The 18,051-nt window shown below is 47.0% G+C and carries 14 protein-coding genes; 4 read left to right on the forward strand and 10 right to left on the reverse strand.

Translation table 11 applies throughout. The annotated features are described in order from the left end of the window. Nucleotides 1-77: 77 nt before the first annotated feature. From ade to BBEV_RS11940, 4 genes are all read right to left on the reverse strand, one after another. Nucleotides 78-1,805 carry an adenine deaminase gene (gene ade / locus BBEV_RS11925; protein WP_069365672.1) on the reverse strand — a complete coding sequence of 576 codons (1,728 nt, stop codon included), beginning with the start codon at nt 1,803-1,805 and terminating at the stop codon, nt 78-80. A gap of 144 nt (nt 1,806-1,949) precedes the next feature. Continuing rightward, nucleotides 1,950-3,785: an ABC transporter ATP-binding protein gene (locus tag BBEV_RS11930; RefSeq protein ID WP_069365673.1), complete on the reverse strand. Its 1,836-nt coding sequence runs from the start codon at nt 3,783-3,785 to the stop codon at nt 1,950-1,952. Continuing rightward, nucleotides 3,785-5,506 (reverse strand): ABC transporter ATP-binding protein, encoded by a 1,722-nt coding sequence (locus BBEV_RS11935; protein WP_069365674.1) that lies wholly within the window; start codon nt 5,504-5,506, stop codon nt 3,785-3,787. Before BBEV_RS11935 ends, BBEV_RS11930 begins: the two co-directional genes overlap by 1 nt. Nucleotides 5,507-5,532: 26 nt before the next feature. After that, nucleotides 5,533-6,684, reverse strand: coding sequence for a glycerate kinase (locus BBEV_RS11940; RefSeq protein ID WP_069365675.1), 1,152 nt, complete (start codon nt 6,682-6,684; stop codon nt 5,533-5,535). Between the two features lie 456 nt (nt 6,685-7,140). On the opposite strand from BBEV_RS11940, the gene BBEV_RS11945 reads away from it, so the two are divergent. The 4 genes from BBEV_RS11945 (at nt 7,141) to BBEV_RS11960 (ending at nt 11,544) form a co-directional block, all read left to right on the forward strand. Further along, the gene (locus BBEV_RS11945; RefSeq protein WP_069365676.1) at nt 7,141-8,811 is read left to right on the forward strand and encodes a glycoside hydrolase family 13 protein; all 1,671 of its coding nucleotides are present in this window, start codon (nt 7,141-7,143) and stop codon (nt 8,809-8,811) included. A 150-nt stretch (nt 8,812-8,961) separates the two neighbouring features. Beyond that, on the forward strand, nt 8,962-9,903 hold the full coding sequence (gene rarD, locus BBEV_RS11950) for an EamA family transporter RarD (protein WP_069365677.1): 942 nt from the start codon (nt 8,962-8,964) through the stop codon (nt 9,901-9,903). Nucleotides 9,904-9,976: 73 nt separating this feature from the next. Further along, complete coding sequence (locus BBEV_RS11955; protein ID WP_084007369.1) at nt 9,977-10,468, forward strand: helix-turn-helix domain-containing protein; 492 nt, start codon at nt 9,977-9,979, stop codon at nt 10,466-10,468. 212 nt (nt 10,469-10,680) lie between these two features. Next, nucleotides 10,681-11,544 (forward strand): IS3 family transposase, encoded by an 864-nt coding sequence (locus tag BBEV_RS11960; RefSeq protein ID WP_198154998.1) that lies wholly within the window; start codon nt 10,681-10,683, stop codon nt 11,542-11,544. Between the two features lie 324 nt (nt 11,545-11,868). Here the strand turns inward: BBEV_RS11960 and BBEV_RS11965 are convergent, their stop codons facing one another. The 6 genes from BBEV_RS11965 to BBEV_RS11990 form a co-directional block, all read right to left on the reverse strand. After that, entirely contained in the window at nt 11,869-12,657 is a 789-nt protein-coding gene (locus BBEV_RS11965) for an SDR family oxidoreductase (protein WP_198154999.1), read from the reverse strand. Between the two features lie 6 nt (nt 12,658-12,663). Further along, the gene (locus tag BBEV_RS11970; protein WP_157100978.1) at nt 12,664-13,131 is read right to left on the reverse strand and encodes a GNAT family N-acetyltransferase; all 468 of its coding nucleotides are present in this window, start codon (nt 13,129-13,131) and stop codon (nt 12,664-12,666) included. Nucleotides 13,132-13,200: 69 nt separating this feature from the next. Beyond that, nucleotides 13,201-14,790 (reverse strand): aspartate:alanine exchanger family transporter, encoded by a 1,590-nt coding sequence (locus BBEV_RS11975; protein WP_069365679.1) that lies wholly within the window; start codon nt 14,788-14,790, stop codon nt 13,201-13,203. Nucleotides 14,791-14,956: 166 nt separating this feature from the next. Next, nucleotides 14,957-15,502 carry a GNAT family N-acetyltransferase gene (locus BBEV_RS11980; RefSeq protein ID WP_069365680.1) on the reverse strand — a complete coding sequence of 182 codons (546 nt, stop codon included), beginning with the start codon at nt 15,500-15,502 and terminating at the stop codon, nt 14,957-14,959. 14 nt (nt 15,503-15,516) lie between these two features. Further along, entirely contained in the window at nt 15,517-15,720 is a 204-nt protein-coding gene (locus BBEV_RS11985) for a YwbE family protein (RefSeq protein ID WP_069365681.1), read from the reverse strand. Next, on the reverse strand, nt 15,713-18,031 hold the full coding sequence (locus BBEV_RS11990) for a PAS domain S-box protein (protein ID WP_069365682.1): 2,319 nt from the start codon (nt 18,029-18,031) through the stop codon (nt 15,713-15,715). The genes BBEV_RS11985 and BBEV_RS11990 overlap by 8 nt, the downstream gene beginning before the upstream one ends. Between the last annotated feature and the right edge of the window lie 20 nt (nt 18,032-18,051).

Below are 18,051 nucleotides of genomic sequence, written 5' to 3' on the forward strand. Positions count from 1 at the left end.
GTTCATCCAGATTCTATGATACATGAAATGTCAGTCATGTGTCGACAAACGCTGCAAATTGATCAGTTATTTAAGCATTAAACGGGTACATGCTCACCGCGGTCACTATCAAAGTAACCCATATCTGTTAATTTAAGGGATGGGATGACTGGTAAGCACATGAAAGAAAGGGCTGAAAAAGGGTGGAATTCTCCTTGGAACCCAAGTTTCTCCAAAGCCTGATCCACTTGCTTCAATCCTCTCAACACCTCAGCTACCGGTTTCGAAGACATCAGTCCGCCGATATCCAAAGATAATTCGCCAAGGATCTGGCCATTTCTGACAACAACAAGTCCACCGCCAAGTGCTGCGGCGTGCTGGATTGCCAGTGCCAGATCTTCATCTGAATCCCCTGCTGCTACAAGGTTATGAGAGTCATGCGCGATGGTTCCGGCGATGGCTCCACCTGCAAGTCCCAATCCTTTGATAAAACCGAGTCCGATATTGCCTGTATTGTGATGCCGTTCCACGACAGCCATTTTCCATACATCCTGTGTGGGATCGGCTTCGAAAAACGATTCCTTCACCGGTAACTTGAACTGCTTTTTACCCGTTACAAGGCTGTGTGGTGTGAGTTCAATGGTCAAAGCCTCACCAGATGGATTCGCCTGTATCTTAAGCAGTTCAGGGGTGATTTTCGGGATCGTAACCGTATTTTTAACAGCAGCAGGCAAGTCCGACTCAATTTCTTTCATAACCAGAAGTTCTCCGTTTTTCGCAACGCACTCTCCGTTTTTATATACCCTGTCAATCTCAAAAGCCGACAGATCATTCAATAAAATGAAGTCCGCCTGGTATCCTGGTGCGATGGCCCCTTTATCTGAAAACCCGTAACATTCGCACGCGTTCAATGTTGCAATCTGTATGGCCTGAAGGGGATCCATGCCCTGTTTTACAGCGAGGCGGATGTGATCATCTATGGAGCCCCGTTCCATCAGTTCGTCAATATGCTTATCATCAGTGCAGAACATGAATTTACGGGCGTTATTCGCATTTACTGCAGGTAATAACGCATCGAGATCCTTGGCTGCCGACCCTTGACGAATCATTACATAAAACCCGGCACGAATCCTGGCCTTCGCTTCTTCAGCCGTGGTGCATTCATGGTCTGTTTTCACCCCGGCTGTCCGGTAGACGTTCAGTTTGGCTTCCGGCAGGCCCGCTCCATGTCCATCGATATGGCCTCGTTTATTACCGGCATCCATCAATTTATCCATCATATCCGGCGCTGTATTTTCTACGGATGGATAATCCATGACTTCAGCCAGTCCCAGAACACGTTCATGCGAATAAAAAGTCCTCAGATCAACTGCGGTCAGCTTCGCCCCTGCGTTTTCGAATGGCGTGGCAGGTACACAGCTCGGCAGCATAAAATTCGCATCGAGAGAAATGCCTGCAGAATCATCCAGCATGAACTGCACTCCTTGTGCGCCGCTGACATTGGCAATTTCATGCGGGTCAGTAACAATGGTTGTGACGCCGTGAGGCACGACAACTTGTGCAAAGCGTTGGGGCTGAACCATGGACGATTCGATATGCACGTGACCATCCACGAGTCCCGGGACCATATATTGCCCGTTGACATCCACTTCCTGTTTTCCGCTATAGTTGCCAACACCGGCGATCAAACCGTTATGAACAGCGACATCTGCTTCAATCACTTCGAGTGAAAAGACATTGACAACTTTGGCGTTTTTCATGACCAGGTCCGCCTTTTCTTTTCCTGAAGCAATTCGGATCTGTTCCTCTAATTGCTTTTTATTCATATGATGCACTCCTTTAATATCGACTGATTCGGACGATGCGAAAAGAAAGCCTCGGGCTCATGCCTGAAGCTTTCGGATTCTTCTTAGTATAATGGAGTGAACAGGAAAAATGAAGAGGTCAGACCTATTTTGTCAGGAAACTTCTCAAACAATCTGTTTTTCTTGCTGCGCTTGCACAAGATCTGCATAAAAGCCACCCCTGTTTATCAATTCAGCATGTGTGCCCGATTCAAGCAGTTCTCCCTCATGTAAGACGAGAATCTGGTCTGCCTGACGTATGGTGTTCAGCCGGTGTGCGATCACGAAACTGGTCCGTCCATTCATCAATCGTTTCAGTGCTTCCTGAATGTTGATTTCTGTGACCGTATCAATACTGCTGGTCGCCTCATCAAGAATGAGAATCGCAGGGTCTCGAAGTAACGCTCTGGCAATGGAGAGTAACTGCTTTTGGCCCTGGCTGATACCGCCGCCTTCCCCGTCAATCAACGTATCATACCCATCCGGGAACTTCATGATGAAACTGTGGGCATTCGCTTCTTTCGCTGCTGCAACCACGTCTTCATCCGAGGCCGTCAACTGACCGTAACGGATATTCTCACGTATCGTCCCTTGAAACAGATAGGAATCCTGCAGGACAAAAGCCATTTCATTTCTGAGGGATTCGCGCTTTATCGCTGTCATATCCCTGCCGTCAATCTCGACAATCCCTTCAACCGGATCATAAAACCGTGAAAGCAGGCTGATTAAAGTGGTTTTTCCAGCACCGGTCGGTCCGACAATCGCCGTTGTTTCACCTGATTTTGCCGTAAAGGAAATATTGCTTAATGTGTCCTGGTCCCCTTCGTATTCAAATGACACGTCCTTGAATATGACTTCACCAGTAATCGATCCTGCGTCTTCCTTACCGGACTCTGTGCTGATTTCATCTTCCTCATCCATGATGCGAAACACTCTCTCAGCCCCGGCAATGGCGGACAAAAGTGTATTAAACTGGTTGGCGAGATCGTTTAACGGCCGGGTGAACTGTCTGGTATATTCGGCAAAAATCACAATCACACCGATCGTGATCATCCCGTTGTAAGCAAATATGCCTCCGATTCCTGCAATGATGGCGAAGCTGAAATTGTTCAGCATATTCATCAGTTTCGGGATGAATCCGGAAATGGTCTGTGCCCAGAAACCGGCCAGTCTCAGTTCCTGATTTCTCGTGGTAAAGCCTTCAATCACCCGCTCTTCCTGCGAAAAACTTTTGATGATCTTCTGCCCGGACATGCTCTCTTGCACATAGCCGTTCAATTCCCCGAGATGTCGCTGCTGCAGTTTGAATAATTGACCGGTCCGGCTCGTAATCCATTTCATTCCGATGTACATCATCGGGACAATGACCAGCGAAATGAGCGTTAATAACGGACTCAGATAAATCATAACGGTCAATGTACCCACCAACGTCAGCACACTGGCGAAGATCTGGATGACGGAGCTGTTCAAGGTGTTACTGATATTATCCATATCGTTTGTCACCCGGCTCATCAGTTCCCCGTGCCGGCGTTGATCAAAAAAAGTGATCGGCAGCTTATGCAGATGATGAAAGAGACCTGTTCGTAACCGGTATACCGTATCCTGCGCGACGCGCACCATCACAAAATGCTGGAGAAATACGGAGAGTGAATGCAGCAGATAGATGACAGCAAGGAGGATCAGTACAGCGAACAGTCCAGACGTATCTCCGTCATAAACGACCTGATCGATGCTCATGCCAACGACGAACGGTCCTGCAAGAGCCAGTATCGAACTTATCAATACCATGAGAACGACAAAATACAATCCTTTTTTACGTTTGGCCAGGTAGCGCCAGATGCGGATCAATGTCCCTTTCCAGTCGTCCGCCCGTTTATTCTGTGTGGATGAATCCTGAAGATCTTCATTTTTCTGATTGAGATTCAGTTTAGGCTGTTTGAAAGGGGTAGTCCATGATCCCATCAAAGTTGCACCTCCTGCTCTTGCTGTGATTGATAAATTGCCTGGTACAACGTTGAAGTACGAAGGAGCTCGTCATGAGTTCCCTGCGCCTCAATTCGCCCATCTTCCATCAGAAATATCCCGTCTGCTTCAGCTGTTGAACTGACTTTCTGGGTAATCATCAAAGTCGTACACGCGTATCGTTCCAGTGCTTTTAACAGCTGCGATTCCGTCTTGGCATCGAGTGCGCTGGTACAATCATCCAGCAAAAGAATCCGGGGGTTCCTCAGAAGAGCACGGGCAATGGACAAGCGCTGTTTTTGTCCACCGGAGAGGTTCACCCCTCTTTGACCAATACGGGTGTTCAGTCCATCCGGCAGTTCTTGAATGTGATCATAGATCTGCGCATCCTTTAACACCTGGATCATCTCCTGTTCGCTCGCGTCCGCTTTCCCCCATCTGAGGTTCTCAGCGATCGAGCCGGTAAACAGCATGACTTCCTGCGGGACATAACCGATCAACTGTCTGAGGGATTTTAATGACAAGCTGCTGACATCTTTGCCATCAATCTTTACCGTACCTTCGTCTGTGTCATAGAGTCTTGGAATCAGCTGAAACAACGACGTTTTCCCCGAACCGGTGGCACCCATCACAGCAATGCGTTCCTTCGCATGAATCGTAACAGTCATTTCTTTCAGTACAGGCGCCTCTGTCCCCGGATAGTGAAAACTCACATCTTTAAATGTAATCTCTCCTCTCCCATCAGGTACAGATGCCGGCTTACCGGGTTCGGTAATGTCAGGTTCTGCATCGAGTACGTCTCCTGTTCGTTCCGCCGATGCTTTCGCTCTTGAAAAGATCATGATGATCATGGAGAAAATCGATAAAGCACCGGTCATTCTGGTCACGTAGTTAATAATCGCAACCACCTCCCCAACAGACGCCCCTCCGGTATTGACACCTGCTGTGCCAAACCAGAGCACCAGCATAATCGTAGCATTCATCACGAGCAGGATGACCGGCATGGTCGTCTCAATGAGGCGCATCGTTTTAACCGTCCGGTCTTTCAGACCATCTGCAGCCGTGTCGAAGCGCTCCCCTTCAAAACCTCTGCGGGTATAGGATTTCACAAGGCGGATCGCCGTCAGGTTCTCCTGCACCACATTATTGACGAGATCGACTTTTGACTGAACTTGTTTAAACAGCGCACTCGCCTTTCGCAAAAGAAACAAAAGAAATCCGACGAGAAGCGGAATTGTCAAAACGAGAATCAACGCCAGCTGCCAATTGACAATCAACGCCATGATTACCGAACCTATGACAAGAAGCGGTGCCCTGAGCATGATTCTCAGACTCATGAAGATCGTATTTTGCAGTTGATTGACATCATTGGTGATGCGCGTCATTAGCGAAGACGTAGGAAATTGACTGAAATTCGAAAAAGCAAAGGACTGCACTTTATGAAACAGTGAAGTCCTTAAATCATAACCTGTATGCTGAGAGGCGTATGCTGCATAAAAGGAGTTGATGATCCCTGAAGCAAAGCTGACGAGGGAAAGTCCAACCATGATACTGCCCCAGAAAACGACTGTGGAGAGATCCTGTTCAATAATCCCGTTGTCAATGATCCTTGCCATCAGAAGAGGCTGGATCAATTCCACACCCAGTTCAACCAGTGTCAGGAATAAGGCAACGGCAACGGCGAACCGGTAGGTTTTTAAATGTCTGAATACGTGTAACATCCTTTATCACAGCTTTCCACGGGGGCTCAGCGCTGTGGCCAGGCCCTCCCGATATCAATGGTTTTCATCACCCGGTAGACCTCGTCTTCCAGTCTCGCAGGGCCTTCTTTCATCATTTGATTCACGTCGGTCCAATCGCTGATCAATGCACAAGAAACCACATGATCCCAATCCCTGATTTTCTCATCAAATGTACGGGTGCGCATGCCGCCAAATAAAATCACCGGCTTGCCTGCATCTGCCGCAATTGTCGCAACACCGATCGGACCTTTGCCGAAAAGGGTCTGCTCATCCAGTTTCCCTTCTCCGCTCATAATCAGATCAGCTTCATGGATCGCCTCCATAATGCCAACGGATTCTGCAACCATTTCAAAGCCGCGTCGTAATTCTGCATCAAGGTAGCTCAAAAGGGCAAAGCCAAGTCCTCCAGCAGCACCGCTGCCCGGGCTTTCTCTATGGTCGACTCCGGTGACCTCTTTAGTCAATTCCGCAAAATGGGCCATTCCGTTTTCATAGACAGGAAGGTCTTCGTCACTCATCCCTTTTTGTGGACCGAATATATAAACGGCCCCTTCTTTCCCGAGAAGACGGTTTGTGACATCTGTTGCTACCTTAATCCTCAAATCCTCTGGAAGATCGATCATCTCTGATGTGTCAATGGTATGAATCTGATCGAGCTGTCCGCCTATACGGTGAAGTCGTTGTCCGGAAGCATCCTGAAAACGGACACCCAGACCTTGCAGAAATCCGACACCCCCATCGACTGACGCACTCCCGCCTATGCCGATAATGATTTCTTTAGCCCCGTGAGCTACAGCGTGACTGAAGATCAGTCCGGTACCTTCCGTCGATGTGAAAAGCGGATTTCGTTCGTGAGGCGCCAGTAACGTTAACCCCGAAGCCACAGCCGTTTCAATGACTGCAATCTTTTTTTGATCATCGTAAGCAAAATAGCCGGTCATTTCTCGTCCCAACGGATCCAGGGACGGTACCTCCACCAGTTTCATGGTTGTACCGTACGTTAAGGCATCTATCGTTCCTTCGCCGCCGTCTGCGAGGGGAAACGAGCTCACTTCTATGTTTGAATCATAGCGGTGAATGCCTTTTTTCATGGCTTCAGCCGCCTGAATACTGGTCATTGATCCTTTGAATGAATCAGGCGCAAGCATGATTTTCATCAGATCACCTCCACTTCAACTCTTGTTTATCAGTCTTTGCCTTTACTATCAACTCCATTATCTCGTTTCTGTTGGCGAATCACAAGGATGAGGTCTTTCAAAGCATAAGCTGCCCTGAAAACAAGTTATCTTTTTATTCGGATTGGTACAAACCAGTTTAGTATAAGCGTCTCTGTCAAAGCATGCAGTTGATAGCGGGATGGAAAGAGCGGCAGGCGCCCCTTAGGTATGCGTCCACCGTAAGTGATTGAAATCAACTATGATCGAAAACAGAGCCAATGAATAAAGAGACCTTCCTGCAGTGGAAAAAAGCAAAAAAAGTTGCATCTTGCGATTGAAAGCCCATCCGCTTTTCGATATGATGAGTGAGGTAGTTAATACAAACGTTTGCACTATTTTTTGCGATCCTGTGCTAAACTGGAACGTAAAAGCAAATAATCATTGAGGTGAAGAAAAATGAGTGGCATCTGGTGGAAAGAAGCTGTCGGATATCAAATCTATCCAAAAAGCTTTCAAGATAGCAACGGGGACGGTATTGGAGATCTCCCGGGCGTATTATCCCGTCTGGACTATCTGAAGAACCTGGGGATTGATTTTATCTGGATCTGTCCCATGTATAAATCTCCTCTGGACGACAACGGGTATGACATTTCCGATTACCAGGACATATTGGATGTATTCGGGACAATGGAAGATTTTAATCAATTGTTAAAAGGGGTTCATGATCGTGGAATGAAACTGATCATTGATCTCGTACCCAACCATACGAGTGATGAGCATCCCTGGTTTATCGAGTCACGCTCCTCAACAACATCCCCAAAGCGGGACTGGTATATTTGGCGTGATGCAAAGAATGGAAAAGAACCGAACAACTGGGAGAGCATCTTCGGCGGGAGTGCATGGGAATACGACGATCTGACAGATCAGTATTTCCTGCATGTGTTTTCAAAGCGCCAGCCAGATCTCAATTGGGAGAACCCCGATGTGCGTGAAGCGCTTTATGACATGATCAACTGGTGGCTCGAGAAAGGTGTGGACGGCTTTCGAATCGATGCCCTGTCCCACATCAAAAAGCGTCCGGGATTTCCGGACCTCCCGAACCCTGATGGAAAAAAATTCGTTCCGTCCTTTAAAATGCACATGAATCAGGACGGTATTCACGATTTTCTGGACGAGCTGAAAAGAAAAACGTACGGCCGCTACCCTGAAGCAATGACCGTCGGCGAGGCAAATGGTGTGAGCATTGAGCAGGCTCATAACTGGGTCGGTGAAAACGGGAAAATGGACATGGTCTTTCAATTCGAACATCTCGATTTATGGGACTATGAACTGGATGAAACCCTTGACGTCATCAATCTGAAAAAGATCCTCAGCCGTTGGCAAAAAGGACTCGAGCACGACGGCTGGAACGCATTGTTCATTGAAAACCACGATAAAGCCCGCGTGGTCTCTACCTGGGGAGATGACACCACTTACTGGTATGAAAGTGCCACATCCCTAGCAGCCATGTATTTTCTGATGAAAGGAACACCCTACATCTATCAGGGGCAGGAAATCGGCATGACCAACAGCTACTTCAGAAACATCGAAGACTACGACGATGTGGCTGCAAAAAATATGTATCAAAATGCCTTGGAAACTGGTGAGGATACCGAGAAAATCATCGACACCCTTGCGCACACATCCCGTGACAACAGCCGGACCCCGATGCAGTGGAACGGGGAAGCACAGGCAGGATTCACGAAAGGTGAACCCTGGATGAAGGTCAATCCGAATTACACCAAAATCAACGTGGCAGCACAGCAGGAAGATCCCCATTCTGTTTTGAATTTTTACAAAGAAATGATTCACCTGAAGAAAACGTATCCGGTTTTCACGTATGGCAGTTACGATCTTCTGATGCCGGAAGATCCGAATCTGTTTGCGTATCAGCGAGAAGATAAGACGCATATTGCCGTGGTGATGACAAATCTGAAACCGGAAACAGCAACCTTCGAAAGTGAAGTCATGACATTCACCCGAGACAGGCTGAAGCTGTTTAATCTGAAAAAACCGGCACCATCTGAAGAATCCACGTTCTTCACGTTGCAACCTTACGAAGCCAGGGTCTATATTCAAAATAAATAATGAAACGATCAAACACGTCCGGCTCTTCGTCCGGGCGTGTTATTTTCTGAAGAGATCACGAAATATCAGAGGATATTCCGGTTTACTTTTTTCGGGTGACGAAGTAAAATAAGAAGACTTGAGATTGAACGAGAAGCAGGTGATGATGAGATGACACATGTTCCGGATATGAAAAAAGGCGTTTTCGCAGGGATCGGGGCCTATTTGTTATGGGGATTTCTCCCGATTTACTGGAAACTCGTGGACCATGTATCCGCTTTGGAAATTCTTGCACACCGGATCGTCTGGTCTTTTTTATTTTTGATGCTGTTATTTATCGTGACCCGGAAAGTCGCATACTTTCTGGAGGATTTACGTTATTTAAAGACCCACCCTAAAATCATCGTTGGCATCATGACATCGTCGCTTTTGATCAGCACCAACTGGATTTTGTTTATCTGGGCTGTTGCAAACGAACGGATTGTTGAAGTGAGCCTCGGGTATTATATTAATCCGTTAATCAACGTGATACTGGGTGTGATCTTTTTTAAGGAAACATTGAATAATAAACAGCGTGCCGCCGTCGGGCTTGCCTTTATCGGTGTATTGATCATGACGGTTTCTTTCGGTCAGGTGCCTTACATTGCGCTGACGCTGGCACTCAGTTTCGGCTTATATGGCCTGGTCAAAAAGCAGACTCAGGTCGGTGCCATGACCGGGCTCTCGATTGAAACGCTTATGCTGTTACCAATTGCCATCGGCGTATTGTTTTACCTGCAGGGTTCGGTCAGTGGCATTCTCCATGTCGGATCGGACATACCGCTGACCCCGGTTCTTCTTGTCGGTACCGGTGTCGCCACTGCCATCCCGCTCTTGCTGTTCGGGTTCGGCGCGAGAAATATTACCCTGTCACTGATCGGGTTTCTGCAGTACATCGCACCAACCACGATGCTGCTCTTAGGAGTCCTCTTGTACGGAGAAGCATTCACGATCTATCATGCGGTCTCCTTCGTCTTCATCTGGACCGGGCTGATTCTCTACAGCATCTCTAAATTCCGCGTGTTCCGCGAAGAACAACGGCAAAGAAACAACCAAATAAAAAGCCGGGCATGAGCAGTGATATGCTCCCAACAAAGTGGACAGTAGAAATAATAAATTTCTACACTACTTTGTTGGGAGTTTTTCTATGCGCAAAAATAAACGTTGGTCTCATGAAGAGAAATTAACTATTGTTTTAAAACACGTGAATGAAGGACACTCATTTACATCATTAGAACGTGAGTATAACTGTTCCACTAAATTAATAAGACGATGGGTTTCAAAGTATCAACGTATGGGTCAAGAAGGATTAAAGCGTAAGCACCGCAAGACTGTTTATACAACAGAAACGAAAGAGGAGATGATTCATGAAGTTTTCAATGGCCAAACGCAAGAAGAAGTAGCCCAAGCCTGCGGCTTGAGTCAGGATTCCCTTTTATCTTCCTGGATCAAAGCCTATACTGGTGGTAAGAAATCCACTGGTAAAGGACGTGTAAATAGGATGAAGGGTAGAAAAACGACATTGGAAGAACGTTTGGAAATTGTGGATTTTGCTTTAAGAAACGATCGGGACCATCAGTCGGCAGCTGAGAAGTATAACGTGTCCTATCAACAAGTATACAGTTGGGTACAGAAATAAGAAGCAGATGGGAAAGATGGGCTGCTTGATCGACGTGGCCGAAATCGCCCGAACAAGGAAAACATGACCGAAACCGAACAGTTGGAATCTGAATTAAAAGAAATGAACCGAAAGAATCGTCGCCTTCAAATGGAGAATGACTACTTAAAAAAGTTGAAAGAGATCGAGCAGAAGTTAAACGATTCTCGCTGGTCCGTCACTTGCCGGAGTATGTGAGTATTCAAGAATTGCATGAAACCAAGGACTATCCGATTCAAGAACTGTGTGCCATCGCGGGTGTTGCTCGATCCGCCTACTATAAGTGGCTGAACCGTGAGGTTCCAAAACAAGAACAGGATACGCAATATTTAGCTCAACTGATTGTCTTGATCTATCATGATGATGAAGTCAATCAAACATATGTTTATCGTCGGATGACAAGTCAAATGAATGCTTGGGGTGTCAGATGCAGTGAGAACAAGGTTTTACGTATCATGAGAATCCTTCGGATTCAATCACAAATCCGTAAAAAGCGTAAGGTTTATCCACGGGTTAACCCGGATCATCTAGCGAAGAATGTGTTAGATCGAGAATTTAAGGCTCAGGAACCCAATGAGAAATGGTGTACGGACATCACTGAAATGAAAGATGAGCGTGGCAAAAAGCAGTTCTTGAGTGCTGTGATTGACTTATACGACAATTCAATTGTTGCCTTTAAGCTTTCAAAACGAAACGACAATCATTTGGTGGAAAGCACGTTAATCGAAGCCTTTGCACAGAACCCAAATGTGCAATCGATCATTCACAGTGATCGAGGATCTCAATACACATCCCATATGTATCATGATTTGAAAGAAATATACGGGTTCACGCTAAGTATGTCGAGAGCTGGCTATTGTATTGATAATCAGCCAATTGAACGATTTTTCGGCACGTTAAAAGCAGAATATTATTACCGTATGTCTTTCTCATCAACTGAACAATTGGAGAATGGCATCCATAACTATATTGATTTTTATAACTGGCGAAGAGTGACGTTAACTTTCAAGGGACTGGCACCAAAGTTGTACCGGAGACAATACCAGGGTGCTGCTTAAATGGATGACTGAAATCTCTTTTAAAGCTTGTTGTAAAGTCATTCAAGAGCGTTAGGTGGCGACGCCAGAGGGATTAGCGCAGTCTGAAGATCCATTCTGACGAAGCAAAGCTGAGTCAGAATTAGCTGAAGACAAGCCCCTTGGACAGTAAGACACGACGCGTGTTCTTTCGCGTCGATTGTCGCACTGATGCATCTTTTTCCCTTCGTGCAAGCGTCCACCTTTAGCGATTGAATAACAACGAAGAATCAATAAGGGTTAACCAAAAAAGGACCTGAATGAACTAGTAAGTTCATTCAGGCCTAAAACCAATTTTTTTGTCGATTAATAAGCTTTCGTCAATCCTCCGTCAATCAGGAAATGCTGCCCGGTCATATACGTGTTCAGCCCTGAGCCGAGAAACAACACCGTGTTGCCAAATTCGTCAGGCTGCCCGTAACGGCCAATAGGAATTGCTGTTTCATTTTGATTCTTCATATCATCTGGTGAGATGCCCTGTTTTTTTGCATTGATCTCATCGAGACTCTGCACCCGTTCGGTGTCGATCCGGCCCGGACCAACGGCATTGATCAATACACCATCCGGTGCGAATTCGTGAGCGAGGGATTTGTTCAAACCGACCAGACCCATCCGGTTAATATTAGAGAGCAAAAGTCCGTTTACCGGTTCCTTCATGGATGAAGAGGTAATGATAACGATCCGTCCCTTGGCTGTTTTTAAATACGGATAGGCTGCTTTTATCCCCCTTACAACGCTCATCAATGTCAATTGAAAAGCCCATTCAAAATCTTCCTCGGTCACAGAGGCAAAGTCCCCCGGTGGCGGACCACCTGCGTTACACACCAGCACATCAATCCCGCCGAAACGCTCTGAAGTCTCTCTGACCACATTCTCAATATCCGCTTTCACCGATACATCACATACCTGATAGGCGACGAGGCCTTCTGCATCTCGGCTGATCTCATCTGCCGCATCTTTCACATGTTCAAGTGTCCGGCTTGTGAGCATAACATTGGCTCCTGCTTTTGCGTAAGCATGAGCTGAAGCTTTACCAAGTCCTTTGCTTGATGCAAATACAAGTACACTCTTCCCTTTAAGTCCAAGATCAATCATGACAGACTACATCCTTTCCTTTTGCACATCGGCATTTGTCCAGCGCATATCCACATGGGGAATGTCATCCTCGGGGTAAACCTCTGAAACCGGTTCAAATCCAAAGGACGCATAAAATGCTCTGGCATAATCCTGCGCCTGTATTTTGATGTTCTGAACATCCCATTTCTCACGCATCAATCGCATACTCTCGTCCATTAGTCGTCTGCCGGTTCCAGTGTTTCGGAGTCTTTTGACGATAAGCACCCGACCGATCGAAGCCTCCGGGTAACTCACCCCAGGAGGCAACAGCCGTGCATAAGCCACGACCTCCCCTTCCTCCATCGCAAACAAATGCAAGGAAGCCTGATCTTTATGATCGAGTTCCGGATACGCACATTCCTGTTCAACCACAAAGACATCGACTCTTGCCTTCAATATGCCGTAGAGTTCTGACGCCGACAGCTGCTCAAAGCTTTTAACAATCCACTGCACCTGCATCTCCTCCAATCCCTTACCATGTCAGTTTAGCACAGGCCTGAAACAATGTGCCATGCTGAATCGTCAGAGAAACAGGACCAGCAACTGCGACATCAGGGCGATGAATATCAAAGCGAAGGGATAGGCAGCGGCATAAGCAATCGCCGGATCCTCTGAATCCACAAGGCTATTCAAAGCACCTAACCCCGGTGTACTTGTCATTCCGCCGCACAGTGCTCCAAGGGAATGAACCATGCTGAGGTGAAAGAGCTTCTTCGCAATCAGGAAACCTGCCATCAAAGGCACGATGGTAATAATCGCTCCAGCCAGCAGGATTTGAAAACCTTCCTGTTCAATAATGCCAACGATCCCCGCACCGGCAGTCGTTCCTGCTCCTGCCAGGAACAGAGCGAGTCCAATGTCTCCGATCACCTGGTTGGAAGGTTGGAAAAACCGTGCCCGAATCGGTCCCAACTTCCCGTAGTGACCGATCACCAATGCCACAAAGAGCGGTCCTCCGGCGATTCCCAAAGTAATCGTTCCCAGTCCCGGAAGATAAATCGGTATCATCCCCACAAGAATCCCCAACAAGAGAATCAGGCTGAACGAAAACAGGTGAATATTCGTCACCTCAAGATTCTTGCGGCTGAACAGGCGTTCCACTTCATCGAGTCGTCCCTCGCTCGAGACTACTGTCAGAATATCCCCTTGTTCGAGTCGCCAACGCGGATTTTGATTAAATTCAAACCCCACCCTCTCTATCCGGGTGACCGTAACGCCATACGTTCCTCTTAAAGCGAGTTCGCGAATACTCTTCCCGAGTACCTGATCCGATTCCACTTTGATTTTACGCAGTTTAATATTGTCTTGATTCGCAAAATTGGTGGGCACTTCTTTCCCCACATCCTCACAGAGCTTCTTTAGATCTGTTTTATTCCCGACAGCTACGAGACGATCGCCTTTGAGAATTACCGTGTCACTGAGGCTGATAATCGTCCGGTCTCCGCGAATAACCCGACTGATCACAGCGGAAGTTCCTTCTGCAAGACGCAATTCTTTGAGTGTCCGTTTATGTATGTCATCCTGTGTGACTTCAATGGTCATCACTTTCAAGGTCGATATCCGCTTAATCGGGCTTGCCCTCCGGTTCAAATCCTTCATCAAATCCACCTTTAATACCTTCGGAAAAAGCTGAACAAAAAGGACTACTGCAAGCACACCAAATGGATAGGCAATCCCGTATCCGACAGAGGCAACCGGATCCCCGGTCGCTTCGAGAGCTGCTGCAAGACCCGGTGTACTTGTCAAAGCCCCCGTCATAATCCCGACGGCCAAAGCCGGCGGCAAATCCATGACTCCTGCTACAATGAAAGTTGTGATGCTTGCAATCCCCACAATCGCCAATCCGATCATCCCGAAGATGACACCGGATGTTTTGATCATCCTGAAAAATCGCGGACCAGCCTGAAGGCCGACGGCAACGATAAATAAGCTCAGCCCAAGGTTTTGGATCATCGATGAAATCTCATACCCGTAGTGACCAAATACCATCGCCGTAAACAGAACAGCACTTGATCCAAGGCCGACTCCTTTAAATGACCACTGGCCAATTAATGTACCAATGACCACGATCACAAATAACAAAACCAATGGTTCGCTTAACAGTGCTGTCATGGTAAACTCTCCCGTACGTTCTGACATAACCTCATTATAGACGTTTACACGAAGGATGAAAGCACCTCACCGAAATGAATGCGCTTAAAAGTGTGACAATTCTATGATCTTATCAGATAAAGAAAGATCAACGGACCGGTATCTTAAACCGGTCCGTCGCTCTTTGCTATTCACTCAATCGCTCAATCAACTGATCCAGGCTTTCATAGCAAAGTGCCAGATTTTCATAGCTTCCGCCTGCGATTTCCACCGGTTTATTGTACATCTGTTCAGCTCCGGTATCCGTAAAGAAACCGACTGACGGATTCTCTTTTAAAATCCACAACCCGATCCTTTCATGGTGGAGACTGCGCATATGCATAGCGGATGCTTTCAGTAACTGTTTACCTGCTCCCTGCCCCTGATAGACCGGATGCACATAGATGCCGTACAATTCGCTTGTATAACGCATTCGTAACGTAGCATCACGCATGGTCCCTGCCAGGGAAAAACCGATGATCTCATCAGAATCATTGACTGCCACATGGGTCATTGATCCGCCTTCAATCGCTTTTTTGAACGTCAGTTCCCATCGTGACAGCCTGGATTTATACGTGAACTGATCGAGGAACTCATCCGGGAAGATGCCTTGATAAGTTTCCTTCCAATTGTCTACATGAACCTTCGTAACACCCTGGATATCTGCCATTGTTGCCTGTCGAATCGAAAACAATGTATTCGTCCCCTTTACTCACCAGAAATAATTTCTTTTACCCTGCCGACGTTCCCGTCTGTCAGTTTAACTTTGATGCCATGAGGATGAACTGCAGATTTTGTCAGCAGTCTTTCCACTGTGCCTTCCGTTAATTCTCCGGTTCTCTGATGTTGTTTTTTCACGATCTTCACCTTCAAGCCGGGCTTAATCCGGCTTCGTTCTTTACCATCACTCATGTGTTTCTGCCTCCAGTATATCATGTGTCAGCCGTTCAACGATATGAGGGTCAAACTGTTTCCCTGCATGCAAACGGATCTCTTCCATCGCCTCATCCTTCGATCGTTTATTGCGATAGGCAGTGGTTCTCGTCAAATTGTCATACACCTCAACAACGTGAATGATCCGGGCTTTTAATGGAATATCACTGCCCTGTAACCGGTTCGGATACCCTTGTCCATCCCAGCGTTCGTGGTGAGCGAGAATATACTCTGCAATGGCTGCAAATTCAGAGATGGAACTAAGGATACTGTACCCGATTTCCGGATGACGTTCCAGTTCTTCGCGCTCCTGAGGGGAAAGTGCATCAGATTTCATCAGAATTTCCTTCTTGACGGCAAGCTTTCCGATGTCATGGTATAGAGCCGTATGTCGAATTTCCTGCCTGTCTTCAGCGGATAAACCAAGCACTTTCCCGAGCCGGTCCGCCATATCCGATACTGATTTGGCATGTATGGCTTCCTCGGGATGCCGGTTATAGAAAAACTGAAGCAGTTCATCGATCATCATTTTCCTGGTTTGCGGACGGTTGGACACTTTCGTTTGATACATCAGGTGATCCGCACGACGGAATACTTCCAGAATGTCTTCGTCATCAGTATGTTTCGTACTGAACCCCGAAGAGATCGATATCGAAACACCCTGAACCTTCTCCGCATACAAATGATTCTCCAGATCTGTCAGGCGCCTTCGGGTGATTTCAGCAGGTGTCCTCGGAAGCAATACGGCAAATTCATCGCCTCCCACACGTGTAATGATATCGTCACCACGAAATACTTCTCTGAGCCCTTCAGCAACTGCACGAAGCAAGTCATCCCCAGATAAATGTCCGAAAGCGTCATTGATTAGTTTCAATCCATTCACATCCACCATGACAAGTGTCAGCGGGAGATTTCTCCCTTTATCCAGCCGTTTCATTTCCTCTTCGAAATACCGGCGGTTATACAGCCCCGTCAACTGGTCATGGTAGCTGAGGTATTCAATCTCGTTTTGTTTCTTTTTCTGTTCCGAAAAGTCACGGAAGACGATCACCACTCCTGAGGGAATCCCTTTCTGGTTCCGGATCGGTGTTGCCCGGTCCTGGATGTGGAATGTGTTTTTATGTCTTGAATAAAGGATTTTACCGGAAGCCAGTGATATCGATTCGCCCGTTCTCATGACCCGTTCAGCAATATCCGTAATCTGTTCCCCGGTAAATTCGTCCACAACATGGAAAACCTTCACAAGCGGACTGCCCTTTGCCTCTTGTTGTGACCAGCCTGTCAGCTGTTCTGCAACCTGATTCATCATGACCACCTGTCCGGAACGGTTTGTCGAGATCACAGCTTCACCGATGGACATGAGCGTCGTCTTAAACTGTTCTTTTTCAAGGGAGAGCTGGGCTTCCAGTTCCTTCATTTTTGTAATATCGATATGCAGGCCAACCATACTCCGGGTCAGATGCCCTTCGCTGTCCCGGAGTATTTTCCCCCTTGACCAGATCCAGGCGAAGCTTCCGTCTTTTCGTTTCATCCGAAACGTATTTTCATATAGCCGCGTCGGATCTGTTTTGAAGTAATTTTCAAATGTTTCCATGGCCGGATCGCGGTCCGTGGGGTATAACAGCTCGCCCCAGACCTCACTGAGGTTATTCGTTTGGTCATTGGGAAACTCACCGGATTCAAATCCCAGCATCGAGAAGTATTCATCACTGCACCATAAGCGTTTTCGTTTATCGTCATATTCCCAGACCCCGGTGTTGGAGATCTTCATAATGGAGTCGTATCTTTCCTCACTCTCCACAAGCGAAGATTCAGCCCGTTTCCTCTCCGTAATATCCGTATCGAGTCCCCGAAAGCCGATCTGTCTGCCTGCAAGATCGTAAAACGGTTTGCCATTCACCAACACCCATACGATCTCCCCATTCTTCGTCACCTGTTTCATTTCCATATTCTCTATTATTTTACCTTGAGAAAGCAGGTCCTCGGTAAAACGTTTCACCGAGTCCAGCTCTTCTTGCACAGCCATATCATAGATCATTTTCACCCCGATTAATTCATGGGGTTTGTATCCAAGTACCCGTTCCACACTGGGACTGATGTAGGTATGCAGGCCGTCCATATTCATTTCCCAAATGTAGGAGCGGCTGTTGCCTGCCATGTCCTGAAAGCGTTCCTGGTCTTTTTTCAATGCATCGAGGGACTCATTCACTTTCCGCCTGTAATGCAGGTGAAACAGCATGAACCCTGCTGCAAGAGAGGTGATCAATGCAATTGAAACAGGCTCAGCCATGGCTTTTCACTCCCTTACTT

The sequence above is a fragment of the Salisediminibacterium beveridgei genome, assembly GCF_001721685.1.
In the GTDB taxonomy this organism is placed as follows: Bacteria; Bacillota; Bacilli; order Bacillales; family Salisediminibacteriaceae; genus Salisediminibacterium; species Salisediminibacterium beveridgei.

Excerpts from the sequence above, each read along its gene's own strand:
- BBEV_RS11990 (WP_069365682.1), bottom strand. The coding sequence starts at position 18,031 with ATGGCTGAGCCTGTTTCAATTGCATTGATCACCTCTCTTGCAGCAGGG.
- BBEV_RS11965 (WP_198154999.1), bottom strand. The coding sequence starts at position 12,657 with ATGATTGATCTTGGACTTAAAGGGAAGAGTGTACTTGTATTTGCATCA.
- BBEV_RS11955 (WP_084007369.1), top strand. The coding sequence starts at position 9,977 with ATGCGCAAAAATAAACGTTGGTCTCATGAAGAGAAATTAACTATTGTT.
- BBEV_RS11945 (WP_069365676.1), top strand. The coding sequence starts at position 7,141 with ATGAGTGGCATCTGGTGGAAAGAAGCTGTCGGATATCAAATCTATCCA.
- BBEV_RS11940 (WP_069365675.1), bottom strand. The coding sequence starts at position 6,684 with ATGAAAATCATGCTTGCGCCTGATTCATTCAAAGGATCAATGACCAGT.
- BBEV_RS11975 (WP_069365679.1), bottom strand. The coding sequence starts at position 14,790 with ATGACAGCACTGTTAAGCGAACCATTGGTTTTGTTATTTGTGATCGTG.
- BBEV_RS11985 (WP_069365681.1), bottom strand. The coding sequence starts at position 15,720 with ATGAGTGATGGTAAAGAACGAAGCCGGATTAAGCCCGGCTTGAAGGTG.
- BBEV_RS11930 (WP_069365673.1), bottom strand. The coding sequence starts at position 3,785 with ATGGGATCATGGACTACCCCTTTCAAACAGCCTAAACTGAATCTCAAT.
- ade (WP_069365672.1), bottom strand. The coding sequence starts at position 1,805 with ATGAATAAAAAGCAATTAGAGGAACAGATCCGAATTGCTTCAGGAAAA.
- BBEV_RS11935 (WP_069365674.1), bottom strand. The coding sequence starts at position 5,506 with ATGTTACACGTATTCAGACATTTAAAAACCTACCGGTTCGCCGTTGCC.
- rarD (WP_069365677.1), top strand. The coding sequence starts at position 8,962 with ATGACACATGTTCCGGATATGAAAAAAGGCGTTTTCGCAGGGATCGGG.